Genomic DNA, 24,344 nt, shown 5'->3' with positions numbered 1-24,344 from the left:
GCTATGAAGATAATAGCAATTCAAGGCGCTGCCAGCGTTGCGCTGCACCGGCCGGACATTCCGCTACGGGCGGGTGGACAGCGCCAGTGCCACGGTCTGCAGCCCGAGCATGGTCATGAGCAGCGAGCCCCCCAGGTGCAGCACGGTGGTGCCCGAAGCCATCAGGTAGCGCTGCTGTAGCAGCAGGGTCACCACCTCGGCCGAGAAGCTGGAAAACGTGGTCAGCGCCCCCAGAAACCCCGTGACCAGCGCCAGCCGCCACACCGGGTCGATGTGGGGCAGCGCCTGGAAGGCCGCAACGCACACACCGATGAGGTAGCCGCCCACCAGATTGGCCACCAGCGTGCCCCAAGGCAGCAGCGCACCGGGGCCGCTGAGCCACAGGCCCAGGCGCCAGCGGGCCAGCGCACCCAGGCTGGCGCCGATACAAATGGACAGAACATTCAGCATGGCGCCATTGTCCACATCCGGTGGCTGCGCCCGGCGCTCAGCGCGCCGCCATCTGCTGCGGCAGCCAGGTCACGATGCCAGGGAAGGCGTAGATCAGCGCCACCGCGCCGCACATGAGCAAAAACATGGGCAGTGTCACTTTGGCGATCCAGGGCAGCTGGCGGCCCGTCATGCCCTGCAGCACGAAGAGGTTGAAGCCCACGGGCGGCGTGATCTGCGCCATCTCCACCACCAGCACGATGAAGATGCCGAACCAGATGGGGTCGATGCCTGCGGCCTGCACCGTGGGCATGAGCACGCCCATGGTCAGCACCACCATCGAGATGCCGTCCAGGAAACATCCGAGGACGATGTAGAACATGGCCAGCGCCACGATGAGCTGGGCCTGGTTCAGATCCAGCGATGCAATCCACTCGGCCAGGTGGCGCGGCAGGCCGATGTAGCCCATGGCCAGCGTGAGGAACGCGGCCCCTGCGAGGATCAGCGCGATCATGCAGTACAGGCGCGTCGCGCCCATCAGCGAATCCTTGAACGTGCCCCAGGTCATCGAGCCCTGCACGGCCGACAGCACCAGCGAGCCCACCACGCCCACGGCAGCCGCCTCGGTGGCGGTGGCAAAGCCGGTGTAGATGGAGCCCAGCACGGCCGCAATCAGCAGCACCACGGGGATCAGGCTGCGCGATTCGGACAGCTTTTGCATGAAGCCCATGCGCACATCGGCGGCCGGCACCTGCTCGGGGTGGCGCAGCGCCCAGACCATGATGTAGCCCGAGAACAGGGCCGCCAGCAGGATGCCCGGCAGCACGCCCGCAATGAACAGCTGCGAGATCGACACCTCGGCCGACACGCCGTAAACGATCATGATGATCGACGGAGGGATCAGGAGGCCCAGGGTGCTGGCTCCCGCCAGCGTGCCCACCACCATGTGCTCGGGGTAGCCCCGGCGCGTCAGCTCGGGCAGCGTCATCTTGCCGATGGTGGCGCAGGTGGCGGCGCTCGACCCCGACACGGCGGCAAAGATGGTGCAACCCACCACGTTGGTGTGCAGCAGGCGGCCCGGCAGCGCCTGCACCCAGGGGGCCAGGCCCTTGAACATGTCCTGCGACAGCCGGGTGCGGAACAGGATTTCGCCCATCCAGATGAACAGCGGCAGGGCGGTGAGGGTCCAGCTGGAGGCGCTGCCCCAGATGGTGACCGCCATGGCATCGCCTGCGGGGCGCGCAGAGAACAGTTGCATGGCGATCCAGGCGACGCCGGAGAGGGTGAGCCCGATCCATACCCCGCTGCCCAGGATCAGGAACAGCGACAGTAGAAGCAGGCCGGTGATGGCGAGATCACTCATGGTAGGTCGTGCCGGGTTTATTCATTGCGCAATGCTTCGCCGGATGGGGCATCCACACGCTTGCCCATCATTTCCAGCACCAGTTCGTCCAGGCATGCGATCGCCAGAATCACCGTGCCAACGGCCATGGCGATTTGTGGAATCCACAGCGGCGTCGCGTCGCTGCTGGTGGAGATGTCGTGGAACCCGTGCGACTGCCAGGCCAGCTTGCAGCTGTAGGTTGCAAACAGCAGCGCCAGCAATGTGGCAATGGCCAGGGCCCAGATCTCGAACGCCTTTTTGGCGCCGCCCCTCAGAAAGTTGAGCAGCAGCGTGACGCGGATGTGTTCGCCGCGCTTCAAGGTGTGGGCCAGCGCCAGAAAACCGGCTGCGGCCATCAGGTAGCCCGCATAGGCATCGGTGCCCGGCACATGGAAGTGGAACTGCCGGCTGGCGATAGACAGCAGCACCATCCCCAGCAGGCCGACCATGAAAAGCGCCGCCAGGGCGGCGGCGCTGTCGTACAGAAAGTCCAGCAGGCGGCGCATGGGTGGGGCACCTGGGCTTACTTGCGGTAGGCGTCGATCAGCGCCTTGCCTTCGGGGCCTGCCTTGTCCAGCCATTCCTTGAGCATGGTGTCGCCCACCTTGGCCATGTCGGCCTTCAGCGCAGCAGAGGGGGCCTCGACGCTCATGCCATTGGCCTTGAGCTTGGCCACGGTGTCGGTGTTGACCTTGGTGCTGTGGGTCCAGCCACGTGCTTCGGCGTCGGCGCCGGCCTTGAGCAGGGCGTCCTGGCTGGGTTTGTCCAGCGCCTCAAACGCCTTCTTGTTCACCAGCACGGCGTTCTTGGGCAACCAGGCCTGGGTGTCGTAGTAATACTTGAGGTGCTCGTAGAGTTTGCTGTCCACGCCCGTGGCACCCGAGGTCATGGTCGATTCGACCACGCCCGTGGCCAGGGCCTGCGAGAACTCGGCCGCCTGCACCGTCACGGGCTGGGCGCCCACCAGTTCGGCGATGCGCGCGGTGGCGGGGCTGTAGGCGCGCCACTTGATGCCCTTGAGGTCGGCGGCGGAGGCCAGCGGCTTCTTGGTGTAGATGCCCTGGGGTGGCCAGGCCACGGCGTACAGCAGCATCATTCCCTGTTCCGCCAGCTTCTTTTCCAGGAAGGGTTTTTGGGCAGCGTAGAGCTTTTTGGAGGCGTCGTAGCTGTCGGCCAGGAAGGGCAGGCCGTCCACGCCAAAAAGCTGCCATTCGTTCTGGAAGTTGGCCAGCAGGATCTCACCCATCTGCGCCTGGCCACCTTGCACGGCACGCTTGATTTCGGGGGCCTTGAACAGCGCGGCGTTGGCGTGCACCGTGATCTTGAGCTTGCCGCCCGTGGCCTTGTCCACGTCGCTGGCCAGCTGCACCATGTTTTCCGTGTGGAAGTTGGTGGCGGGGTAGGCGGCGGCCAGGTCCCACTTGGTCTGGGCAAAAGCCGATGTGACAGACAGGCCGGCCGCCAGTGTCAGGCCGAGTGCGGTGACGGGGAAGATTCGACGCTTCATGAAATAGCTCCGCAGGTTGATGTGTCTAACTGTATCTGGCAGGGTGAGGGAAATGACTTTATCGGAAGCGCGCCAAAATCCGCTAGGTGTTTTGCCTAAACGCTGGCAAATTGCCAACAAATCATCATCGACTTTTCTACAATGAATACATGCACAACCCGTGTCAAGTGATCGTTCCGTGGAGGCTCCAGCCCATGAAATCTGTATCCAAGGGGTCCGGCGAATCTGTCGCCATCGTGTCGTCTGCTCACCTCGTGTCTGCGCAGAGCGCAGAGATGAGCGAGTTCGAGTTTGGCCTCATCGTCGCGGGCAATGCGTTTCACCGCTGGGTAATGCACTGCATGGCCGCCTCCGGGCTGAAAGACCTGGCGCCGCTGGATGTGCTGGTGTTGCACCACGTCACACACCGGGCGCGCGACAAACGGTTGGCCGATATTTGCTTCATCATGAACATGGAGGACACCCACCTTGTCAACTATTCGCTCAAGAAGCTGCAGACCTTGGGCGTGGTGGCTTCGCAAAAGAATGGCAAGGAGGTCACCTACGCGGCCACCGACATGGGGCGCATCTATGTAGAACGGTACCGAGAGATTCGCGAGTCTTGCCTGATGGATGCGCTCAAGGCCGACGATGCACTCAACCGCGATATTGGCGAACTGGCGCGGCTGCTGCGTGTGCTGTCAGGCATGTATGACCAGGCAGCGCGCTCTGCGGCTTCGTTGTAGGCGCTGAATGGCGGGCCAGATTCAAGGACAGGGTAGGGAAGCCAGTTGATCGGCGGCAGGGAGCGTTAAGGATGCGTTTGGCTTGACCGGTCTTTCGGATGCCACGCACGTTCAATAACGCGCACACGAATCAAGCGGATGTCCACCAATCCCCGCGCTCTGTCTCCCCAGAGAAACCGTGCAGCCATGGTGCACGAAACAGGTCACCAGCTTGCCGTGTGGTCGCCGATGACGTCGTTGATAGCTATCAGCTTCGGCGGGCTAACTTTTGCCAGGCCGCAGTGGCCGCCAGCACGGTGTGCATTTGCACCGTGTGCGCTTGGCGGAAGTCATCGCCTTCAATGGTTTCGTCGGGGTACTCTGTGATCAGGGTGACCGGCGCCGAGTCGGGGTTGGCCGTTTCGGTCGCGGTGTAGGCCATGCCGTGCAGCACTTCAAATTGAAGCTTGCCCGTGTGGCGCTCATACAGCGCCATTTGCCGTGCGTTGAAGGCGGTAAGGCCCGGCACTTGGTTCAGTGCGGCGCACACTGCGTGCAGCAATGCCATGGCTTCGCTTTGCCAGCCTGGGTGGTATCTCAGGATCAGAAAAAAGCCCTTGGGTATGGTCCATAGCTCAAAACCGCGTGGCACATAGCCCGACTGCGGGCGCGTCCATTCGTGGGCCGGGTAGCCGTGCAGGTTCAGATGGAGTTGAGCGCCCGAGCGGGCGAGGGCTTGCTGGCGGGCTGCGCGCTCATACAGAGGCGCCCCCTTGCGGTATTCGATGTCGTCGCCCAAGGCTGAATAGCGCGCCGCATGGTGCATGTGTTCCGCATTTTGGCTGCGCAGCTCGCGGTGCAGGGCGTATCCGTCGGGGTTTTCCAGGGCCATCAGCGCAAAGTGGGCACCAGGATGGTTGTCCAGTGTTCGTGCCGCGCGCAAGGCGCCGACGATACCAGAGCTTTCGTTGGCGTGCTGACCACCACTGATGAATACCGGCGCGTCGGTGCCATGGCGGTACAGGGCTTGGACCGCACGGCCCTGGCGGCTGGTAGCGCCGAAGCGCTCTCCGGCTATCTGCTGCATTTCGGCGGCGATGCGTTCGGGCGATGGAGCCGTGCCCAACGCGTCCAGCGGTTCATCCGTTGTCGGCAGCGCCGCTGCGCACAGGTCTTGGGCTGTCGTGTCAAAGGCTCTTTGGGTGATGCGCAGTCGTGGCGTCTGCAAGCTGGCACGCAGGTCGGGCACGATTTGTCCGGGTTGGAGGCTGCGATCGCCCGCAGGGCGGCCCGAGCGCCGCTGGAAAACCTCCAGCAGCGAAAAGTAGATGTCCTCGTGCAGCCCCTCAAGGCTGCTGATGGTCTCGTGACCGACGGGCAGCCGCTGCTCGATAACAGGCATGTCGATGCGGATATCAAGGCGCTCGAAGTAGGGCTCCTCGGCGCGCCATGGGTGGTTGGCCACCGTGCTCATTACCGTGGCAAACAGCTGTTCGTAGTCGGTGTCCCGGGCGATATTCAGCATGGGCTGTGCGGCGGACCCGGGCGTGGCCTGCACCCATCCCGTGGGTGACAGCAGTTTGATGCCTTGCAAATCCGTATGCATGCGGTTGGGCGCCCAGACGCGAGCCAGGTGCCGTGTGCCGTCGCGATATGTGCCTTCGATGCGGTAGTGCAGATCCTCCGTACCTGGCAGGAAGTTGAGTTTGCAATGCGCCAGCAGTGCCGCCAAGGGATAGGCTTCTTGTAGAAAACGCTGGGGCGACGCTTGCGGGTGCACCGGATAGTGGACGGTTACTTCAGCCAGCAAACTGGCGTCGATGTCTTCGATGAAATAAAACACCAACGGTTTATAGGCGCTGTGCAGGTGCGCGTGCACGCCCGCTGCGGCCAGTTGGCGTTCGGCCGCGCGGCGAGCGGCCACGCCTTCAAACAGCCAGGCCTGCACGCTGGCGCCACGCCAGGCCGGGTTGGAAAACTCTTCGACCCATGCATCCAGGGTGCGGGGGAAGCTCTGGTCCAAGAGGAGGCCGGTGCCGCTTTGCATCACTGCTTTCCGTTAGGGTCGATGCGGTCACGCAGCCAGTCACCCAGCAGATTCAAGCCCAGTACGGTCAACATAATGGCCATGCCCGGGAAGACGCTGATCCACCAAGCGGTTTGCATGTAGGTGCGGCCGTCGGCCAGCATGCCGCCCCAACTGGGGATCAGCGGATCGACGCCCAATCCCAGAAAGGTCAAGCTGGATTCCAGCAGGATGTTGTTGGCCACGTTCAGTGTCATCAAAATGATGACGGGGCCGATGACGTTGGGCAAGATATGGTGGCGGACCATGGCCAGATCCCGCACGCCAAAGGCCCGCGCCGCCTGGATGAATTCACGCTCCCTCACCTGCAGCACCATGCCGCGCACCAGGCGCGCAAACTGCACCCACTGGGAGATCACCATAAACACGATGATGTTGAACAGGCCTCCGCCCAGGATGGAAATGAAAGTCAACGCGATCAGGATGAAGGGCAGGGCCAGCTGGATGTCCACGCAGCGCATCAGCAGCATGTCCCAGAAGCCGCGGTAGTAGCCTGCGACCAGCCCGATCACAATTCCGAGCACCGAGGCACCCGCCACCGAAGCAAAGCCCACCAGGAGGGAGATACGACCGCCGACCAATACGCGCGCCAATACGTCGCGGCCGAGGGCATCGGTGCCTAGCGGGTGGGCCCAGGTGGTGAAAGGCGCGGTCAGGCGAGCGCTCAGATCCATGGCCGCACCGCCGTCTGGAAAAATCCAGACGGAGCACAGCACAAGCAGCAGCATCGATCCCGTGAGCACGACGCCCAGCACGAATTCGAGCGAGCGCCAGTGCATTGCGCGCGAGGTTTGAGCCGGTGCTGCCACCGGGGCAGTTGTAGAAGCGCTGGATTGCATGGTGTTGCGATGGTTACTTGGTGCGAATGCGGGGGTCGACCAGGCCATAGGCAATATCGACCAACAGATTGACGGCAACGATCAATACCGACAACACGGTCACTGTGCCTTGCAGCACCGGGTAGTCGCGGCTGGCAATGGCTTCAAAAGCCAAGGTGCCTAAACCGGGCCAGTTGAAAACGCGTTCGACAACCACCAGGCCGCCGACCAGATTGCCAAACTGCAGTCCGATGTACGTGATCAGGGGGATGGCGCAGTTGCGCAGCGCATGTTTGTACAAAACAACGCGGTCTTTGAGCCCCTTGGCGCGGGCCACCATGATGTATTGCGCGGACAAGGTTTCCAGCATGGCCGTGCGTACCAAACGCACATTGGTAGCTGACAGGATGATGGCCATGGTCAGGGCCGGCATCACCAGGCTAATGGGGCCATCCCAGCCCGACGGCGGCAGCAGCGGGAAGGTGATGGAGAGCAGCAGCACCAGCATGATGGCCAGCCAGAAGTTGGGGAACGACAAGCCGACAAGCGAAAGGATGCGGATGCATTGGTCCGTGCCCTTGCCTTTGTGCACCGCCGCCTGTATGCCCAGCGGCACCGAAACGAGCACGGACAAGAACAGTGACACCAGCGCCAGTGCCAGCGTGGCGGGCAAGGCGTCGGCGATCAGGCGCGACACGGGCGTGCCGCCCATGAAGCTTTTGCCCAGATCACCCACCACCGCACCCCGAAGAAATTCGAAATACTGCACCGCAAAAGGGCGCTCCAGCCCCAGCCCCTCGCGGATGTTTCGTAGATCTTCTTCGGTCACGCTACCGGCACCTTGGGCCAGCATCAATGCGGGATCCCCCGACAGTCGCACTGCATAGGCCACAAACAGGGTGACCACCAGTACGACGAAAATCGCCTGCAGCAGTCGCTTAATCAAAAATCCACTCATGGGGCTGGCGTGTCAGGTTGGAGGGAGAAAGGGCGAAGTTGCGATCAGTCGACCGAAGCGTCGACAAAGCGGAAGCGGCCGTCGGCTGGCAACGCGAGGTTCTTGGCACGCTTGTTCAGGCCGTAGATGGTGTTCAGGCTGTACAGCGGCATTTCCAGCGCTTCATCGGCGACGTAGCGGGCAATTTGCTGGAGCGTGGTCTTGCGTGCAGCCTGATCCCAGGTGTTGCGCTGGGTATGCAGCAAAGCATTGAGCTTGGCGTCATCGTCAAACGGGTTCCAGCGTTGCTTGGTGTAGTACATCGAATACGCGGTGTTGTCGTAGTCGAAGGTCCAGCCTCCCCATTGGTTTTGCCACATCTCGCCCGTCTTGCCGGCCGGAATGATGTCGTTGAGCAGCACGTTGGTGTCGTAGGGCTTGAGCGAAGCGACGATCCCCACGCCTTGCAGATAGCTGGCCACGGCCTGCGCCACTTCACGGAAGTTGCTGTCCGAACCGCGGAAGTCGATTTGGATCTGGGTGCCGGGCTTGACGCCTGCCTTGGCCAGCATGGCCTTGGCCTGGGTTGGATTGAACGGCAGCGGCTTGAGGGCCGGGTCATTGCCGAAAGACAAAGTTCCCTGGAAGCTGGCGATGGGCTTGGCATTGCCCAGCAGGATCGACTTGATGATGGCATCGCGGTCCACCGCCATGGTCAGTGCCTTGCGCACTTCCTTGTTTTTCATGATGCCGCGTTGCGTGTTGTAGCGCATGGCCAAGGCAACAGGGCCATCCATGCTCTGCACGGCCAGCTTGCTGTCTTTTTTCAGCGTGTCGATCATCGCCAGGGGGATCTGATTGGCCACGTCGATACGGCCCGCCTGCAACTCGGCGGCCTGTGTGGCGGGCTCCGTGATGAAGCGGTATACCAGGTTGTCCAACTTGGGCGCGCCACCCCAATAGCTTGCATTGCGCTCAAAAGAGAGACTGACCTTGGGCTTGTAGTCGACGAACTTGAAGGGACCGGTGCCGACAGGGTTCGCGCCAAAGTAGGTGCTGCCTTTTTCAGTGATGTACTTGGGCGGAACGATCATGGCGCCATAGCCAGCCAGTTTGGTCAGCAACACGGGGTCGGGATTCTTCAGTATGAAGTCCACGGTGTTGGCGTTGACCACCACGACTTTTTCGATCGCGTTGTAGTTCGATTGTTGTGGGCCCTTCTTGCCCTCGTCGCCCAGCAAGCGGTCGAACGTGAATTTGACGGCATCTGCGTTGAATGGCTCGCCGTTATGGAACTTCACCCCTTCACGCAGCGTGAAGCGCAGCTTGGTGTTGTTGTCCAGAAAATCCCACTTGGTGGCCAAGCCCGGCACCAGTTTCATATCGGGGGTTCGCATGATCAGGCCATCAAATACCTGGCTGCCCACAGCACCCCAAGACACCAGGAAGGTCGCGATCGGGTCCCAGTTGCCCGGATCCTGGTGGATGGCGACGTTCAGCGTGCCGGCAGCATGTGCGCCTGTTGTCAGAACGCTGGCCAGAGCAATGCTAGTAGCGGCAACGAGGGTTTTCAGTTTCATGGTGTGCATCCTGGAAATGAGTGTTGGACGAGCGTGGAGCGGCTTACTTGTTTGCTTGCTGATTGACTAGCTAACTGACTAACTGACTGACTACCTAAAGGAATGCTTCAGTCCGTGGAGGCAACGGCAACGCGATGGCCCGGGGCCACCTCGCGAAAACGCAGAATCGTCGGCTCGTTGCCAACCTTGCGTACAGGGCTGGGGATCTCGCCTTCAACCAGGCGCGCATCAATGGTGCGCCCAGGCTCTGCGATCGGCACGGCGGCCAGCAGCTTCTTGGTGTAGGGGTGTTGCGGATTTTCAAAAATATCCTGGCGACTACCGATTTCAACGATCTGCCCCAGGTACATCACGGCGACCCGGTGGCTGATTTTTTCGACGACAGCCATGTCGTGTGTGATGAACAGGTAAGACAGCTTGAGTCGGGCTTGTAGCGCCATCAACAGATCAATGATTTGCGCCTGAATCGATACGTCAAGCGCTGATACCGACTCATCGGCAATGATGAGTTGGGGGTTGCAGGCCAGGGCGCGGGCAATACACACGCGCTGGCGCTGGCCGCCAGACAACTCGTGCGGGTACCGCTGAAGGTGTTCTGTGCTCAGGCCTACGTTTTCAAGCAACTCGGCGAGGCGTTTTTGCACAGCCTCTTTGCCGGTCAGCAGGCGGTGGGTGTGTATGGGTTCGGCAATGCTGAAGCCGATGGTCTTGCGCGGGTCAAGCGCCGCAAAGGGGTCCTGGAAGATGTACTGGATCTCTTGCTTGATGCGCTGGCGGCCTGCTGCATCCAGGCTGTGAACGTCTTGGCCGTTGAACCGCACCGTGCCACTGCTGGAGGGCACGAGCTGTTGCAAGGTTTTGCCAATCGTCGATTTTCCGCTGCCGGACTCGCCCACCAGCGCCAAGGTTTCACCGGGGTGGATTTCCAGGCTCACTTGCTCGACTGCGTGCACACGGTGGGTCACGCGGCCCAGCAACGAGTGGCCTACGTCAAAACGGGTCGTCAGCTTGTCAACGCTGAGCAAGGTGGCGGACGCATCAACAGTGTCTTGAACTTGTGTGGTGCCCACTTCGTGCGGGGTATCGCCATCCAGCACGATCAGCGGCGTGCGCTTGGGCAGGGCCTGGCCTTGCATGCTGCCCAGCTTGGGAACAGCCGAAAGCAGGGCGCGCGTGTAGGGGTGCTGCGGCCTATGAAAGATCTGTTCCACGGGGCCTTGTTCGACCTGGCGGCCTCGCCGCATCACCACCACGTCGTCGGCCATCTGTGCTACGACACCCATGTCGTGCGTAATGAACATGACGGCGGTGTTCAGGTCGCGCTGCAGTTCACGGATGATGTTCAAAATCTGCGCTTGAATCGTGACGTCAAGGGCCGTGGTGGGCTCGTCGGCAATCAGCAGCGACGGTTGGCACGACAAGGCCATGGCAATCATCACGCGCTGGCGCATGCCGCCCGACAGCGAATGCGGATAGCTATCCGCCAGACGCTCGGCGTCTGGCAGGCGCACCTTCTGCAGGAGGGCCAGGGTTTGGACCCGTGCCTGCGCAGGGCTCATGCCTTGGTGCAGGATAAGCGCCTCTGCGATCTGGTTGCCGATGGTGAACACGGGGTTCAGCGAGGTCATCGGCTCCTGGAAAATCATGGCGATCTCATTGCCACGGATGCGGCGCAATGTGTCGTCGTCTGCGCCCGTGAGGTCCAATGCGCCGCTGCTGGGCGACTGGAACAGCACCTGTCCATTGGTGATGTGACCACCCGAATAGTCGGTGAGCCGCATGATGGCCTGCGAGGTCACTGATTTACCCGAGCCCGACTCTCCCACGATGGCGAGTGTGCGGCCTGCGTGGACATCAAAACTGACCCCGTCCACCGCCTTGAAGCGACCGCCGGGCACGTTAAATTCCACGGAAAGAGACCGCACGGAAAGCAGCGGCGTTGTCGCCGATTCGGGACTGATTGTCATCGTGGATGGAAGGAGAGAAGCATCAATTCATGTGCGTGGAGACGAGCCGCAAGGCGATGGGAGTCGCCGCTGTATATAAGCTGTTGCTCACAAGTAGTGCTCGATGCGGTGAGGTCAACGCAGGGCGATCAATGTACTGGACGGAGTGCTCTGTTCATCTAAGTGTTTACCACAATGTCGACAAATTATCGACAAATTAGCACCAAAGAAACATCGTAATATCCCGCACATCCCGTGCCAGCTTTGTGTCCGTTCGGAACCCTCGCCATGAACATCTCCGCCAAGCCCGCCACCGAAGCGCTTTCCAGCGTTTCGTCGGCGCACCTTGTTTCAGCCCAGAGCGCAGAGATGAGCGAATTTGAGTTTGGCCTCATCGTCGCGGGCAATGCGTTTCACCGCTGGGTGGTGCACTGCATGGCCGCTGCGGGGCTCAAGGACCTGACGCCGCTTGACGTGGTGGTGCTGCACCATGTGTCTCATCGCACACGCGACAAGCGCCTGGCGGACATCTGCCGCATCATGAATGTGGAAGACACGCACTTGGTGAACTACTCGCTCAAGAAGCTGCAGACCCTCGGTGTGGTGGCTTCGCAAAAGAATGGCAAGGATGTCACCTATGCCGCCACCGACTCGGGCTGTGCCTACGTGCAGCGCTACCGCGTGATTCGTGAAAGTTGCCTGATCAATGCGCTGAATGCCGACGATGCGCTGAACTGCGACATCGGTGAGCTGGCCCGTTTGCTGCGTGTGCTCTCGGGCATGTATGACCAGGCTGCGCGCTCTGTGGCTTCGTTGTGACCGCTGCCGCCCCTGTTTTTGAAATTTTGAATAAAAATGAATCTAGCGCTTATCCATAAAGCGATTATAGCTATAAATTAAATAGCAATTATATGTCTAATCAACCATCCCCTTTGTCCCGCTGGCAGTTCTGGATTGACCGGGGTGGCACCTTCACCGACGTGGTGGGCAAGCGCCCCGATGGCAGCCTGGTCACGCACAAGCTGCTGTCCGAGAACCCCGCGCAGTACAAGGACGCGGCCGTGGCCGGAATCCGTCACCTGTTGGGCCTGAAGCCCGGTGAACCGATGACGCCTGCCCTGGTGGAGTGCGTGAAGATGGGCACCACGGTGGCCACCAACGCACTGCTGGAGCGCAAGGGCGAGCCCACGCTGCTCATCACCACCAGGGGTTTCAAGGACGCACTGCGCATCGCCTACCAGAACCGCCCGCGCCTGTTTGACCGCCGCATCGTGCTGCCCGAACTGCTGTACAGCCGCGTGATCGAGGCGCAGGAGCGTGTGGGCGCACACGGTGAGGTGATCGAACCGCTGGACGAGGCGCATCTGAAAGAGCGCCTGTGGGCCGCCTACGACGCGGGCCTGCGCAGCGTGGCCATCGTGTTCATGCACGGCTGGCGCTACACCGCCCACGAGCAGGCAGCCGCCCGCCTGGCCGAACAGGCGGGTTTCACGCAGATCAGCACATCGCATGCCACCAGCCCCATGATGAAGTTCGTGAGCCGGGGCGACACCACCGTGGTCGATGCCTACCTGTCGCCCATCCTGCGCCGCTATGTGGACCAGGTGGCGGGTGAAATGCCGGGCGTGCCGCTGTTTTTCATGCAGTCGTCGGGGGGGCTGACGGATGCGCATCGTTTTCAGGGCAAGGACGCGATCCTGTCGGGCCCCGCGGGTGGCATCGTCGGCATGGCACGCACCGCAGGCTTGGCGGGCCACGACAAGGTCATCGGCTTTGACATGGGCGGCACCAGCACCGATGTAAGCCACTACGCGGGCGCGTTCGAGCGCGAGTTCGAGACCCAGGTGGCCGGTGTGCGCATGCGCGCGCCCATGATGGGCATCCACACGGTGGCGGCCGGTGGTGGCTCCATCCTCGGTTTTGACGGGGCACGGTTCCGCGTCGGTCCCGAGAGCGCGGGCGCCAACCCCGGACCCGCCAGCTACCGCCGGGGCGGCCCGCTGTCCGTGACCGATGCGAACGTGATGGTGGGAAAGATCCAGCCCGCACATTTTCCGAAAGTTTTTGGCCACTCAGCCAACGAGGCGCTGGATGGCGATGCCGTGGCGCAGAAGTTTGGCACGCTGGCGCAGCAGACAGGCCGTAGTGCCGAGGATGTGGCCCACGGCTTTATCCAGATCGCCGTGCAGCAGATGGCCAATGCCATCAAGAAGATCAGCGTGGCACGCGGCTACGACGTGACGCGCTACACGCTGCAGTGCTTTGGCGGCGCGGGCGGCCAGCATGCCTGCCTGGTGGCCGACGCGTTGGGCATGGCGCGCGTGTTGGTGCACCCGCTGGCCGGTGTGCTCAGCGCCTACGGCATGGGCCTGGCCGACCAGAGCGTGATCCGCGAGCAGGCGGTGGAGGCCAAGCTGGCGTCCGAAGCTTTGGCAGGCATCGCAACCACGCTGGAGCAGCTGGCGACCGCCGCACGCACCGAGCTCACGCGCCAGCAGGCCGGCAGCGGCGTGGCCGTGGTGCACCGGCGCGTGCATGTGCGCTACGAGGGCAGCGATTCCGCGCTCATCGTGCCGTTTGGCTCCATGGCCGAGATCACCGCCGCGTTCGAGAACGCCTACCGGCAGCGCTTTGCCTTTTTGATGCAGGGCAAGGGCCTGGTGGTGGAGGCCGTGTCGGTCGAAGCCGTGGTGCCTGGCGATGCGCCCGTGGAGCCGCGCCACGCGCTGCAGCCCGCGCGCGAAGTGCCGCGCCGCAGCACCGTGCGCATGTACACCGGCGGCGTGGACGGTGTCGCCGCCTGGCACGACGCCGCGCTGGTGGTGCGCGAGGATTTGCGCCCCGGCGACGCGGTCCCCGGCCCGGCCATCATTGCCGAGAAGAACGCCACCACGATCGTGGAGCCCGGCTGGAAGGCCGAGCTGACCGAGCTCGATCACCTGCTGCTCACGCGCCGCGTGGCCCATGTCGCGCGGCACGCCGTGGGCACCACGGTGGACCCGGTGCTGCTCGAAGTATTCAACAACCTGTTCATGAACATCGCCGAGCAGATGGGGCTGCAGCTGCAGAACACGGCCTACTCGGTCAACATCAAGGAGCGCCTCGATTTCAGCTGCGCGCTGTTCGACGCGGCGGGCCACTTGATTGCCAACGCGCCGCACATGCCGGTGCACCTCGGATCGATGGGCGAAAGCATCCAGACGGTGATCCGCAAGAACGCGGGCAAGATGCAGCCCGGCGATGTGTTCGTGCTCAACGACCCGTACCACGGCGGCACGCATTTGCCGGACATCACGGTGATCACACCGGTCTACCTTGCCGACGAGGCCGAGCCTACGTTCTATGTGGGCAGCCGGGGCCACCATGCCGATGTGGGCGGCACCACGCCGGGCTCCATGCCGCCGTTTTCCACGCGCATCGAGCAAGAGGGCGTGCAGATCAACAACGTGAAGCTGGTGGAGCGCGGCGTTCTGCGCGAGGCGGAGATGGTTGCGCTGCTGCAAAGCGGTGAGTACCCGAGCCGCAACCCGCAGCAGAACATGGCCGATTTGCGTGCGCAGATTGCGGCCAACGCAAAAGGCCAGCAGGAGCTGCGCCGCATGGTGGGCGAGTTTGGCCTCGATGTCGTGCAGGCCTACATGCGCCATGTGCAGGACAACGCCGAGGAGTCCGTGCGCCGTGTCATCACGCGCCTGAAGGATGGCAGCTTTACCCTGCCGCTCGACAACGGCGCGCAGATCTGCGTGGCCGTGAAGGTGGACACCACCAGCCGCAGCGCCACCATCGACTTCACCGGCACCAGTCCGCAGCAGTCCAATAACTTCAACGCGCCCACGGCGGTGTGCATGGCGGCGGTGCTGTATGTGTTTCGCACGCTGGTGGACGACGACATCCCGCTGAACGCGGGCTGCCTGAAGCCGCTCAACGTCATCATTCCGCCCGGCAGCATGCTCAACCCCCACCCGCCGGCCTCGGTGGTGGCGGGCAACGTGGAGACTTCCACCTGCATCACCAATGCCTTGCTGGGGGCGCTGGGCGTGATGGCGGCCAGCCAGTGCACCATGAACAACTTCACCTTCGGCAACGCGCGCTACCAGTACTACGAGACCATCTCCGGCGGCAGTGGTGCAGGCGGCGTGTTCGATGGTGCGGGTGCCCTGGTGGGCGGCTTTGGTGGCACGAGCGTGGTGCAGACCCACATGACCAATTCGCGCCTGACCGATCCGGAAATCCTTGAATTCCGCTTTCCGGTACGGCTGGACAGCTATGCCATCCGTGCCAATTCAGGCGGCGGCGGCCGCTGGGCCGGGGGCCAGGGCGGGGTGCGGCGCATTCGTTTCCTGGAACCGATGATGGCCAGCATCCTGTCGAACGGCCGCCACCAGGGGGCGTTTGGCATGGCAGGTGGCAAGGCCGGCGCGCCTGGCGTCAACAAGGTGGTGCGTGCCAGCGGCCGGGTCGAGCTGCTCGACCACATCGGCCAGGCCGAGATGCAGCCGGGCGATGTGTTCGAGATCCACACCCCCGGCGGCGGCGGGTTTGGTGTTGCGTGAGGGGGGGAAGTCAAATGTACCGCTGGCGCTTGTGGGTAAAGCGCTGGCGGCTATTAATTGAGGCGTAATTGGTCCGGCGGCGGGTGATGCCGCCCCGTCACGAATCGCGTTCCTGCGAACCCGTGCTGCGGCTCAGGCTGGGGGGTACATCGCTGCCCGCGCGCCGCGCGCGGAACAAGGCGGCGCGCATGAGGAAGATGTTGGTCACGGGCACCGTGATGGCCACGAACAGCGCGATCAGCAGGGAGTGCAGCGCCAGGCCTTGCCCCTGCAGCGAAAAATACACGATGGTGCCGTGCATGATGAACCAGCAGCCCATGGTGGCAATGATGGACGGCGCATGCACGCGCTCGAAATAGGTCTTGAGGCGCAGCAAGCCCCAGGAGCCCAGCAGCGCAATCGCGGCGCCCGCCAGCACGAGCACCGCGATGATGATTTCTGCCCACAGCGGCAGTGCGGCCTCGGTCATTCGATCACCTCGCCGCGCAGCAGAAATTTGGCCATGGCCGTCGTGCCCACGAAGCTGAACAGCGCGATCAGCAACGCCCCCTCGAAATAGGTGCTGCTGCCATAGAGAACGCCCAGCACCAGCGCCAGCAGCATGCCGTTGAGGTACATGCAGTCGAGCGCCAGCACGCGGTCTTGCGCCGACGGGCCCTTGAGCAGCCGCACCAGGGCGAACACCATGGCCAGCACCAGCATGCACAGGGCAATGGGCAGGGCCCACGAAAGAACTGGGTGGGTCATTCAAAAATCTCCATCAATGGCCGCTCGTAGCATTGCTTGACGTGGTCGATCAGGGTCTGCGGGTCGTCCACCTCCAGGGCATGCAGCATGAGCATGGAGCGGTCCAGCGAGAGCTCGGCCCAGGCGGTGCCGGGCGTGATGCAGACAATCATGGCCAGCACGGCCAGCGCATTGGGGTCGCGCAATTCCAGGGGAATGAGCACGAAGTCGGCACCATGGCGTGGTCGCCCGGGAGAAAGCAGCAGCCGCGCCACGGACAGGTTGGAGGCGACCGTGTCGGCCACCACCGTCAGGCCCAGCCGCAGCACCGTGCCGGGGTGGCGAATGCGCACCGGCAGTGGCCGCAGTCCGCGCGTGAGCAGGGGTATCAGCCACGCCACCAGCAGTGCCAGCAGCAGGTGGCCGGGGCTGAGCGACTGGTTGAGCAGCAGCCACAGCACGAACAGCGCGGTCGACAGCAGGGGGGCGGGCAGCAGGCGTTTCATGGGGTCTCCCTGGATGCAGCGGCATTGCCCGGCGTGGTGGGGCCGGGGAGGGGCTGTGCCTGCATCACGGCGCGGATGTAGGTGCCAGGCGTATGCAGGGCGTCGGCCGTGGCCTGGGTGAAACGCATCACGGGGCCGGCCAGCAAGGTCAGGGCAATGCACAGCGCCAGCAGGACGGCGATGGGCAGGCCCTCGAGCACACGCAGCTGCGGAGCAACGCGGTCATGGGTGGCCCAGAAATGGCGGATGCCGGCCCGCGTGAGGGCAATCAGCGCCAGCAGGCCGGTGGCGATCATCAGGGCAAACAGCACCCACCCCGGCCCGCCTGGCTGGGTGCCGGCCGAAGAGCCCAGGCCCAGTGGGTTGAGCAGGGCGCTGAGCATGGCGACCTTGCCGACAAACCCCGACAGCGGCGGCAGGCCGGCAATGACCAGTGTGCAGACCAGAAACGCCAGGCCCAGCAGGGCGGCGGCCGCAGGGATCACGCGGCCGATCAGCACTTCTTCGTCCTCGTCGAGGTTCAGGCCTTCGGTGGGCACGAGCTCGGCGTTGAGAAAGGGCGCGTTGTCGGCCTGCTCGAAAGGCGCGTAGCTGGCGCCGTCGTTGCGCCAGCGGTCGATGAGGTCGGCGGTGAGGAACAGGGCGGCGACGGCCAGCGTGGAACTGGGCAGGTAATACAGGAGCCCGGCAGTGAGCAGGTTCTGGCCAAAGCCTGCCGCCGCCAGCAGGGTGCCGGACGACAGGATGGCGGCAAATCCGGCCAGGTGCGACAGGCGTTGCGAGCCCAGCATGCCCACCGCGCCAAAGGCCATGGTCAGCATGCCGCCGACGATCAGCCACAGGCTGCCGAACAGCGCCGAGGCACCGGCCTCGCTGCTGAACAGCAAGGTCCACAGCCGCAGGATGGTGTAGATGCCCACCTTGGTCATCAGCGCAAACAGGGCGCCCACGGGGGCCGTGGCAGCGCTATAGGCCGGCACCAGCCAGAAGTTGAGCGGCCACACCGCCGCCTTGATGAGAAAGGCCGTGGCCAGGATGGCCGCCGCCGCGTGCAGCAGGCCGCGGTCGGCGGCGGCCACCAGCGGAATGGTCTGCGCCAGGTCGGCCATGTTCAGGGTGCCGGTGATGCCATACAGCATCGACACGCCCACCAGGAACAGCGAGGACGCAGCCAGGTTGATGGCGATGTAGTGCAGCCCCGTCTGCACGCGCGGGCGGCCCGAGCCGTGCAGCAGCAGACCGTAGGACGCGGCCAGCATGATCTCGAAGAACACGAACAGGTTGAACAGGTCGGCCGTGAGAAAGGCGCCCGCCAGTCCCATGAGCTGGAACTGGAACAACGGATGAAAATGCACCCCTGCGCGGTGCCAGCGGGCCCCCGCAAACACGATGGCGGCCAGCGCGACCAGGCTGGTCAGCACCAGCATCATGGCCGAGAGGCGGTCCAGGGCCAGGACGATGCCAAACGGTGCCTGCCAGTTGGCCGCCAGGTACACGCCCATGCTGCTGGTGGCTCCGGGCTGGTTCGACCACAGCAGCAGGGCCAGCGCCACCAGCAGTCCGAACGCGGTGGACAGCATGTTGAGAACGAGTTTCAGGCGCTGCCGCTCCTCGGGCAGCAGCAGCATGAGCGCGGCCGTGAGCAGGGGCAGGGCGATGGGCGCGAGTATCAGGTGCGGCATCAATGCCGAGGTCGCCTGCTCCATCAGTGCCATCAGGCTTTCAGTCATTGGATGCCCCGGTGCGCGGCGCGGTGCTCATGGCATCTCCTGCAGGTCGCGCGCGCTGCTGCCGTCCACATGGTCGGTGCCCGACATGCCGCGCGATGCCAGCAGCACCACCAGGAACAGGGCCGTCATGGCAAAGCCGATGACGATGGCGGTGAGCACCAGCGCCTGCGGCATGGGGTCGGCGTAGTGGGCCAGGTCCTGCGGCACGCCAGCGCGCAGCACGGGCTCCTTGTCGATCGCCAGGCCCAGGCGGCCCATGCTGAAAATGAACAGGTTGACGGCATAGGACAGCAGCGACAGCCCCATGATGACCTGGAAGGTGCGCGGGCGCAGCAGCAGCCAGACGCCCGAGCCCGTGAGCACGCCGATGGCGATGACCAGAACGATTTCCATCAGCGGGTGGTCTCCTGTGGGGTTTCCTGGGCGGCCTCCTGCTGCGCTGCTTCTTCGGCCAGGCGCGCGTGGTAGCGGTGGCCACGCACCGACTGGTGGGCAATGGCCGTGAGGATCAGCAGGGTGGATCCCACCACGAGCGTGAACACGCCCATGTCAAAGAACATGGCGCTGGCCACATGGATGTCGCCCAGCAGTGGCAGGTTCAGGTGGACGGTGTGGCTGGTGAGAAACGGATAACCCACCACGATCGCCCCGAGCCCCGTGCCCAGGGCGAACAGCAGGCCGGTGCCGATCCAGCGCCGGGGGAACAGCGGCAGATGGGCCTCCACCCAGTGCGTGCCCGAGACGATGTATTGCAGCAGCAGGGCGACCGAGAAAACCAGCCCCGCCACGAATCCGCCGCCGGGCTCGTTGTGCCCGCGCATGAACAGGTAGAACGCCACCACGGTGGCAAAGGGCAGCAAGAGGCGCACCAGCACGGCGGGCACCATCAGGTAGCCCACGGCAGTGTCGGTGGCGTGGCGCGGGTTGAGCAGGTCGGTCTGCAGGTCGGCCGGCATGTTGCGCTGCTGTTCGGGCAGGTCCATGGTTTCGCGCGCGGGGCGAAAGCGCCGCAGCAGGGCATACACGGTCAGGGCCACCACCCCTAGCACCACGATTTCTCCGAAGGTGTCGAAGCCGCGGAAATCCACCAGCATCACGTTGACCACGTTGGTGCCACCGCCCTGGGTCAGGGCATTTTCCAGGAAGAAGGTGGAAGTGCTGTCGGGAAACGGCCGACTTATCATGGCAAAGGCCAGCCAGGCCATGCCACCGCCGGCGGCCAGTGCCAGTGCCATGTCGCGCAGGCGGCGCCACCGGGTGATCGCCTGCTCGGCAAAGGTGGCGACGCGCAGGGTCTCGTCGCGTTTGGGCAGCCAGCGCAGGCCCAGCAGGATCAGCACCGTGGTCACGATCTCGACCACGATCTGCGTCAGTGCCAGGTCGGGTGCCGAGAACCACAGGAAGGTGATGCAGGTGCAAAGGCCCGCCCCACCCGCCAGGGTCAGCGCTGCCAGGCGGTGGTATTTGGCCTGCCAGGCGGCCGCCAAAGCGCAGACCATGCCCACGGCCCAGAGCAGCGCGAACGCGGGCGACAGCGGCAGCATGCTGCGCTGGCCCAGCTGCAAGCCCTGGCCCCACAGCGGCATGGCGCCGGCGGCCAGCGCCGCGCAGACCAGCCACAGCATCTGCCACTGCAGGCGCTGGGTGGATAAAATGCGCCGGCCGCTTCGACCCATCTGTGTGGTGAGGGCCAGTGCCCCGTCAAACAGGCGCCGTCCCTGGAGATGGTGCATGAAGGGCGGGGCATCGATCCGGTCGGCTGCGCGCAGCGCCCGCAGCGCCAGGTACAGCGCGATCCCACCCCCGAGTGCCAGCAGGCTCATGAGGAAGGGTGTGTTCAAGCCATGCCACACCGCCAGGCTGAAGGCGGGCAGCTCGCCGCCCACCACCGGCCGGGCCGCCGCATCCAGAAAACGGCCTACCGCCCATGCGGGCAGCATGCCCACCACGAGGCACGCCAGCACCAGCAACTCGACCGGAACGCGCATCCAGTGCGGCGGCTCGTGCGGCTGGTGGGGCAGATCGGTGGCCGGCGGGCCAAAGAAAACATCCACGGTGAAGCGCAGCGAATAGGCCACGCTGAACATGCCCGCCACGGTGGCGGCAATGGGCAGGACGAAGCCAAGCGCCGGCGTCGTGTCCAGGAACACCGTTTCGGCGAAGAACATCTCCTTGGACAGGAAGCCATTGAGCAGTGGCACACCCGCCATCGCGGCGCTGGCCACCATGGCCAGCGTGGCGGTGACCGGCATCATCGAACGCAGGCCCGACAGGCGCCGGATGTCGCGCGTGCCGCTCTCATGGTCCACGATGCCGGCGGCCATGAACAGCGACGCCTTGAAGGTGGCGTGGTTCATGGTGTGAAAGATGGCGGCCACGGCGGCCAGCGGGCTGTTCAGGCCCAGCAGCAGGGTGATGAGGCCCAGGTGCGAAATGGTCGAATAGGCGAGCAGGCCCTTGAGGTCGTTCTGGAACATCGCGGCATAGCCGCCCACCAGCAGGGTGGCCAGGCCAGCGCCGCCCACCAGCCAGAACCAGGGCTCGGTGCCGCCCATCACGGGCCACATGCGGGCCAGCAGAAAAACGCCGGCCTTGACCATGGTGGCCGAGTGCAGATAGGCCGACACGGGCGTGGGCGCGGCCATGGCGTTGGGTAGCCAGAAGTGGAACGGAAACTGCGCGCTTTTGGTGAAGGCCCCCAGCAGCACCAGCACGAGGGCCGTGAGGTACAGCGGGTGGTTGCGCACCTGCTCGCCAGCGGCGAGCACATGGTCGAGGTCGTAGCTGCCCACGATGTGGCCGATGACCAGCATGCCACCGAGCATGCACAGGCCGCCCGTGCCGGTCACGGTGAGCGCCATGCGCGCCCCGCGCCGCGCATCGCGCCGGTGGTGCCAGTAGCCGATCAGCAGGAACGAAAACAGGCTGGTCAGCTCCCAGAAGAACGCCAGCTGGACGATGTTGCCCGCCAGCACCACGCCGGTCATCGCCCCCATGAAGGCCAGAAAAAACGAGAAGAAGCGCGGCACCGGATCGGCGGGCGACATGTAGTAGCGCGCATACAGCACCACCAGCGTGCCGATACCCAGCACCAGCATGCAGAACATCCAGGCAAAGCCATCCATGCGAATGACCAGGTTCAGGCCCAGCGCGGGCAGCCATTCGATCTCCTGGCGCAGCACGCCGCCGTCTGCGATCAGGGGAAAGTAGAACGCGGCCTGCACCGTGCAGAACAGTGCAATCAGCCCCGCGACGGTGGACTCGGTATTGCGGGCATTCGCGGGCAATACCGCCGCAAGGAAGCTGCCGATGAAGGGAAGAAGAACGAGGGTGACCAGGGGCATGCGCCAACGATTTTACGGGGCGGTTCGCTGCCGTCCTGGCAAAGACCATTCGGACCCGGGCATAGCGCTTCCTGTGCCCTCTGCTGTACCCGTTCCAAAAGAAAACCCGCTGCTGCGGGGTTTTACTTGTGTGGTGTGCTTATTTTTTGGGAGCACTGGCAACACCTGCTGCTGCAGGGGCTGGGGGGGATGCCTTGAAAGTCCGGCCGTTCACCCGCAGGCCTTCAGTGGAGAACTTGCCGGCAGTGACCTCGCCCACTCCGCGCACACGCTGGATGAAATCGTTCCAGTCCTTGAAAGCACCGTGTTTGCGTTCTTCGATGATCTTTCCGGAGAGGCCGGGGCCGATGCCCTTGATGCCGTCCAGTTCAGCGGCTGTGGCTTGGTTCACATCGACCGCTGCAAATGACGCAGCGGCGTACAGCATGGCAATGATCACCATTAGTTTCTTCAGCATGGATGACTCCTCTGTGGCATGAGGCGGCGCGATGAAGCCGCCCCGCCATCATAGCGGGGCACACCGGCGCGGCTGGCTCAGAGTTCTTCCACCCGGCGTGCGGGGTAGCTGTCCCAGGTCTGGCAGCCGGGGCATTGCCAGAAATGCTGGCGGGCCTCGAAACCGCAGGCAGCGCAGCGGTAGCGGGTGAGGGGCTTGACGGCATGGTCGAGCGCCCGCTGCACCTGCGGATGGAATGCTTCGTGCTCCAGCTTTTCTCCTGCCAGCCACTTCGCGGCCGCCACCAGCGATTGCTCTTTGTCCAGATGCCGCACATACCACTGCCGTGCCGTGTCCGCAGCGGTGGCATCCAGGGCCTGCAAGGCCACGAGGCCTTCCAGAACATCCAGCGATGGCGCCTGGGTGTAATGCGCTTGCAGCAAGGCCTGCATTTCAGGCACCTTGCCTGCAGCGATGGCTGTCTCCACCATCAGGGGCGTGGCCAGAGGCACCGCGGCGGGGGAATGCCGGCCCAGCGCCTGCAATGTGCCCAGGGCCGCACCACTGTCCCCCATGCGTTGTTGCAGCCGGGCGAGGTCGATGCGGGCGCGTGCGGCTTCTGGCGCAGTGTCCACGGCCTGGTTCAGCAAGGCCAAGGCACCGGCGCTGTCATCGCGTGCAATGCAGGTTTGTGCCTGCTCGCACAGGTAATGCGCCTGGCGGGTGCTGAAGTCGCCCTGGCGGGCGTCGTGCATCTTGTGGGCAATGCCTGCGGCGTGGGGCCAGTCGCGTGAACGTTCGTAGATGGCCAGCAAGGCCAGGCGGGCCTGGCCCTCGAACGGTGTGCCCTCCAGCTGGTTCAGGGCCGCTTCGGCACGGTCGAGCAGGCCGGCCTTCAGGAAATCGAGCGCCAGGGCATACTGGGCGCGCTCCCGGTCGGAGCGCGAGAGGTCACCGCGCGACAGCAGGTGCTCGTGCACCCGCACCGCACGGTCGTATTCACCCCGACGGCGAAACAGGTTGCCCAGGGCAAAGTGCAGTTCGGAGGTGTCGGGGTCGTTCTGTACCGCCTCGATGAAGGCGTCAATGGCCTGGTCCTGCTGCTCGTTGAGCAGAAAGTTCAGCCCCTTGAAGTAGGCCTTGGGGGCGCGCCGGTTTTCAGCGCGCAGCTGGCGCAGGTCAAAGCGCGAAGCCAGCCAGCCGAGCACGAACGCCAGGGGCAAGCCCAGCAGGATCCAGCTGATATCAAATTCCATGGGGGGGCAGTATTTCGGCGGACGATGACGGGGTGGGCGTGGCAGCTGCTGGTGCCGGCGAGGCTGGAGCCGGCACATGGGCGCGGCGCGCGGCCCGGCGGTGCTTCCACCAGCGGGGCACCATGCCCAGGACGCCCACCACCAGTCCCGCTGCAAACGCGGTCAGCACCACCAGCACCAGGGGCGCACGCCATTGCGTGCCAAAGAAAAAATGCACGGTGGCGTCTTGCTGGTTGTTGAGTGCGAACGCAAACAGCGTAAAAAAAATGGCTGCCTTGAGCAGCCACAGGAGGTATTTCATGGAGATCCCCAGTGGTGGGGGGATTCTAAGAGCCTTATATGGACGCCCCGAATAAGCCAAGCCCTCACTCACTGAAGTCAAGACGGTAAAGATTGCACCCG

21 protein-coding genes are annotated in these 24,344 nt (G+C 63.9%); 3 read left to right on the top strand and 18 right to left on the bottom strand.

Annotated elements, in window-relative coordinates; genetic code table 11:
• Positions 1 to 63: 63 nt before the first annotated feature.
• The 4 genes from crcB to AC1Q5S_RS20275 are packed head-to-tail and all read right to left on the bottom strand — an operon-like array spanning position 64 to position 3,320.
• A complete protein-coding gene (gene crcB / locus AC1Q5S_RS20290) occupies positions 64 to 450 on the bottom strand; it encodes a fluoride efflux transporter CrcB (RefSeq protein WP_303834756.1) in 387 nt (128 codons plus the stop codon).
• A 37-nt stretch (positions 451 to 487) separates the two neighbouring features.
• Positions 488 to 1,792 (bottom strand): TRAP transporter large permease, encoded by a 1,305-nt coding sequence (locus AC1Q5S_RS20285; RefSeq protein ID WP_492239320.1) that lies wholly within the window; start codon positions 1,790 to 1,792, stop codon positions 488 to 490.
• A gap of 17 nt (positions 1,793 to 1,809) precedes the next feature.
• Positions 1,810 to 2,319 carry a TRAP transporter small permease gene (locus AC1Q5S_RS20280; RefSeq protein ID WP_422205771.1) on the bottom strand — a complete coding sequence of 170 codons (510 nt, stop codon included), beginning with the start codon at positions 2,317 to 2,319 and terminating at the stop codon, positions 1,810 to 1,812.
• A gap of 17 nt (positions 2,320 to 2,336) precedes the next feature.
• Complete coding sequence (locus AC1Q5S_RS20275; RefSeq protein ID WP_303834762.1) at positions 2,337 to 3,320, bottom strand: TRAP transporter substrate-binding protein; 984 nt, start codon at positions 3,318 to 3,320, stop codon at positions 2,337 to 2,339.
• Positions 3,321 to 3,514: 194 nt separating this feature from the next.
• Between AC1Q5S_RS20275 and AC1Q5S_RS20270 the strand changes: the two genes are divergently transcribed.
• Complete coding sequence (locus AC1Q5S_RS20270) at positions 3,515 to 4,045, top strand: winged helix DNA-binding protein (RefSeq protein ID WP_303834764.1); 531 nt, start codon at positions 3,515 to 3,517, stop codon at positions 4,043 to 4,045.
• Positions 4,046 to 4,292: 247 nt separating this feature from the next.
• Here AC1Q5S_RS20270 and AC1Q5S_RS20265 read toward each other — a convergent pair whose 3' ends face one another.
• From AC1Q5S_RS20265 to AC1Q5S_RS20245, 5 genes are all read right to left on the bottom strand, one after another.
• The gene (locus AC1Q5S_RS20265; RefSeq protein ID WP_492239319.1) at positions 4,293 to 6,071 is read right to left on the bottom strand and encodes a M14 family metallopeptidase; all 1,779 of its coding nucleotides are present in this window, start codon (positions 6,069 to 6,071) and stop codon (positions 4,293 to 4,295) included.
• The gene (locus tag AC1Q5S_RS20260; RefSeq protein ID WP_303834767.1) at positions 6,071 to 6,949 is read right to left on the bottom strand and encodes an ABC transporter permease; all 879 of its coding nucleotides are present in this window, start codon (positions 6,947 to 6,949) and stop codon (positions 6,071 to 6,073) included. Before AC1Q5S_RS20260 ends, AC1Q5S_RS20265 begins: the two co-directional genes overlap by 1 nt.
• A gap of 13 nt (positions 6,950 to 6,962) precedes the next feature.
• Positions 6,963 to 7,886: an ABC transporter permease gene (locus AC1Q5S_RS20255; RefSeq protein WP_226449795.1), complete on the bottom strand. Its 924-nt coding sequence runs from the start codon at positions 7,884 to 7,886 to the stop codon at positions 6,963 to 6,965.
• Positions 7,887 to 7,930: 44 nt separating this feature from the next.
• A complete protein-coding gene (locus tag AC1Q5S_RS20250) occupies positions 7,931 to 9,445 on the bottom strand; it encodes an ABC transporter substrate-binding protein (protein WP_303834769.1) in 1,515 nt (504 codons plus the stop codon).
• A gap of 107 nt (positions 9,446 to 9,552) precedes the next feature.
• A complete protein-coding gene (locus tag AC1Q5S_RS20245; protein WP_303834770.1) occupies positions 9,553 to 11,412 on the bottom strand; it encodes an ABC transporter ATP-binding protein in 1,860 nt (619 codons plus the stop codon).
• A gap of 267 nt (positions 11,413 to 11,679) precedes the next feature.
• On the opposite strand from AC1Q5S_RS20245, the gene AC1Q5S_RS20240 reads away from it, so the two are divergent.
• Positions 11,680 to 12,210 carry a winged helix DNA-binding protein gene (locus AC1Q5S_RS20240; protein ID WP_303834773.1) on the top strand — a complete coding sequence of 177 codons (531 nt, stop codon included), beginning with the start codon at positions 11,680 to 11,682 and terminating at the stop codon, positions 12,208 to 12,210.
• Between the two features lie 92 nt (positions 12,211 to 12,302).
• Positions 12,303 to 15,944, top strand: a complete 3,642-nt coding sequence (locus tag AC1Q5S_RS20235; protein ID WP_303834774.1) for a hydantoinase B/oxoprolinase family protein — start codon at positions 12,303 to 12,305, stop codon at positions 15,942 to 15,944.
• A gap of 97 nt (positions 15,945 to 16,041) precedes the next feature.
• Here the strand turns inward: AC1Q5S_RS20235 and AC1Q5S_RS20230 are convergent, their stop codons facing one another.
• From AC1Q5S_RS20230 to AC1Q5S_RS20190, 9 genes are all read right to left on the bottom strand, one after another.
• Complete coding sequence (locus AC1Q5S_RS20230; protein WP_492239318.1) at positions 16,042 to 16,413, bottom strand: monovalent cation/H(+) antiporter subunit G; 372 nt, start codon at positions 16,411 to 16,413, stop codon at positions 16,042 to 16,044.
• A complete protein-coding gene (locus AC1Q5S_RS20225; RefSeq protein WP_303834778.1) occupies positions 16,410 to 16,691 on the bottom strand; it encodes a K+/H+ antiporter subunit F in 282 nt (93 codons plus the stop codon). Before AC1Q5S_RS20225 ends, AC1Q5S_RS20230 begins: the two co-directional genes overlap by 4 nt.
• Entirely contained in the window at positions 16,688 to 17,176 is a 489-nt protein-coding gene (locus tag AC1Q5S_RS20220) for a Na+/H+ antiporter subunit E (RefSeq protein WP_303834779.1), read from the bottom strand. Before AC1Q5S_RS20220 ends, AC1Q5S_RS20225 begins: the two co-directional genes overlap by 4 nt.
• Positions 17,173 to 18,906, bottom strand: coding sequence for a monovalent cation/H+ antiporter subunit D (locus AC1Q5S_RS20215; RefSeq protein ID WP_492239317.1), 1,734 nt, complete (start codon positions 18,904 to 18,906; stop codon positions 17,173 to 17,175). Before AC1Q5S_RS20215 ends, AC1Q5S_RS20220 begins: the two co-directional genes overlap by 4 nt.
• A gap of 27 nt (positions 18,907 to 18,933) precedes the next feature.
• Positions 18,934 to 19,299, bottom strand: a complete 366-nt coding sequence (locus AC1Q5S_RS20210; RefSeq protein WP_303834780.1) for a Na+/H+ antiporter subunit C — start codon at positions 19,297 to 19,299, stop codon at positions 18,934 to 18,936.
• Positions 19,299 to 22,250 (bottom strand): monovalent cation/H+ antiporter subunit A, encoded by a 2,952-nt coding sequence (locus AC1Q5S_RS20205; protein WP_303834782.1) that lies wholly within the window; start codon positions 22,248 to 22,250, stop codon positions 19,299 to 19,301. The genes AC1Q5S_RS20210 and AC1Q5S_RS20205 overlap by 1 nt, the downstream gene beginning before the upstream one ends.
• Positions 22,251 to 22,389: 139 nt before the next feature.
• Positions 22,390 to 22,707, bottom strand: a complete 318-nt coding sequence (locus AC1Q5S_RS20200) for a ComEA family DNA-binding protein (protein WP_492239316.1) — start codon at positions 22,705 to 22,707, stop codon at positions 22,390 to 22,392.
• Positions 22,708 to 22,784: 77 nt separating this feature from the next.
• On the bottom strand, positions 22,785 to 23,942 hold the full coding sequence (gene lapB / locus AC1Q5S_RS20195; protein WP_303834785.1) for a lipopolysaccharide assembly protein LapB: 1,158 nt from the start codon (positions 23,940 to 23,942) through the stop codon (positions 22,785 to 22,787).
• A complete protein-coding gene (locus tag AC1Q5S_RS20190) occupies positions 23,932 to 24,243 on the bottom strand; it encodes a LapA family protein (protein ID WP_303834786.1) in 312 nt (103 codons plus the stop codon). The genes lapB and AC1Q5S_RS20190 overlap by 11 nt, the downstream gene beginning before the upstream one ends.
• Between the last annotated feature and the right edge of the window lie 101 nt (positions 24,244 to 24,344).

The sequence above is a fragment of the Acidovorax sp. GW835-FHT14B10 genome (assembly GCF_058793725.1).
This window is presented reverse-complemented; position numbering and strand designations above follow the sequence as displayed.

Coding starts and splice junctions, on each gene's coding strand:
- crcB (WP_303834756.1), bottom strand. CDS start 450: ATGCTGAATGTTCTGTCCATTTGTATCGGCGCCAGCCTGGGTGCGCTG.
- AC1Q5S_RS20285 (WP_492239320.1), bottom strand. CDS start 1,792: ATGAGTGATCTCGCCATCACCGGCCTGCTTCTACTGTCGCTGTTCCTG.
- AC1Q5S_RS20280 (WP_422205771.1), bottom strand. CDS start 2,319: ATGCGCCGCCTGCTGGACTTTCTGTACGACAGCGCCGCCGCCCTGGCG.
- AC1Q5S_RS20275 (WP_303834762.1), bottom strand. CDS start 3,320: ATGAAGCGTCGAATCTTCCCCGTCACCGCACTCGGCCTGACACTGGCG.
- AC1Q5S_RS20270 (WP_303834764.1), top strand. CDS start 3,515: ATGAAATCTGTATCCAAGGGGTCCGGCGAATCTGTCGCCATCGTGTCG.
- AC1Q5S_RS20265 (WP_492239319.1), bottom strand. CDS start 6,071: ATGCAAAGCGGCACCGGCCTCCTCTTGGACCAGAGCTTCCCCCGCACC.
- AC1Q5S_RS20260 (WP_303834767.1), bottom strand. CDS start 6,949: ATGCAATCCAGCGCTTCTACAACTGCCCCGGTGGCAGCACCGGCTCAA.
- AC1Q5S_RS20255 (WP_226449795.1), bottom strand. CDS start 7,886: ATGAGTGGATTTTTGATTAAGCGACTGCTGCAGGCGATTTTCGTCGTA.
- AC1Q5S_RS20250 (WP_303834769.1), bottom strand. CDS start 9,445: ATGAAACTGAAAACCCTCGTTGCCGCTACTAGCATTGCTCTGGCCAGC.
- AC1Q5S_RS20245 (WP_303834770.1), bottom strand. CDS start 11,412: ATGACAATCAGTCCCGAATCGGCGACAACGCCGCTGCTTTCCGTGCGG.
- AC1Q5S_RS20240 (WP_303834773.1), top strand. CDS start 11,680: ATGAACATCTCCGCCAAGCCCGCCACCGAAGCGCTTTCCAGCGTTTCG.
- AC1Q5S_RS20235 (WP_303834774.1), top strand. CDS start 12,303: ATGTCTAATCAACCATCCCCTTTGTCCCGCTGGCAGTTCTGGATTGAC.
- AC1Q5S_RS20230 (WP_492239318.1), bottom strand. CDS start 16,413: ATGACCGAGGCCGCACTGCCGCTGTGGGCAGAAATCATCATCGCGGTG.
- AC1Q5S_RS20225 (WP_303834778.1), bottom strand. CDS start 16,691: ATGACCCACCCAGTTCTTTCGTGGGCCCTGCCCATTGCCCTGTGCATG.
- AC1Q5S_RS20220 (WP_303834779.1), bottom strand. CDS start 17,176: ATGAAACGCCTGCTGCCCGCCCCCCTGCTGTCGACCGCGCTGTTCGTG.
- AC1Q5S_RS20215 (WP_492239317.1), bottom strand. CDS start 18,906: ATGACTGAAAGCCTGATGGCACTGATGGAGCAGGCGACCTCGGCATTG.
- AC1Q5S_RS20210 (WP_303834780.1), bottom strand. CDS start 19,299: ATGGAAATCGTTCTGGTCATCGCCATCGGCGTGCTCACGGGCTCGGGC.
- AC1Q5S_RS20205 (WP_303834782.1), bottom strand. CDS start 22,250: ATGCCCCTGGTCACCCTCGTTCTTCTTCCCTTCATCGGCAGCTTCCTT.
- AC1Q5S_RS20200 (WP_492239316.1), bottom strand. CDS start 22,707: ATGCTGAAGAAACTAATGGTGATCATTGCCATGCTGTACGCCGCTGCG.
- lapB (WP_303834785.1), bottom strand. CDS start 23,942: ATGGAATTTGATATCAGCTGGATCCTGCTGGGCTTGCCCCTGGCGTTC.
- AC1Q5S_RS20190 (WP_303834786.1), bottom strand. CDS start 24,243: ATGAAATACCTCCTGTGGCTGCTCAAGGCAGCCATTTTTTTTACGCTG.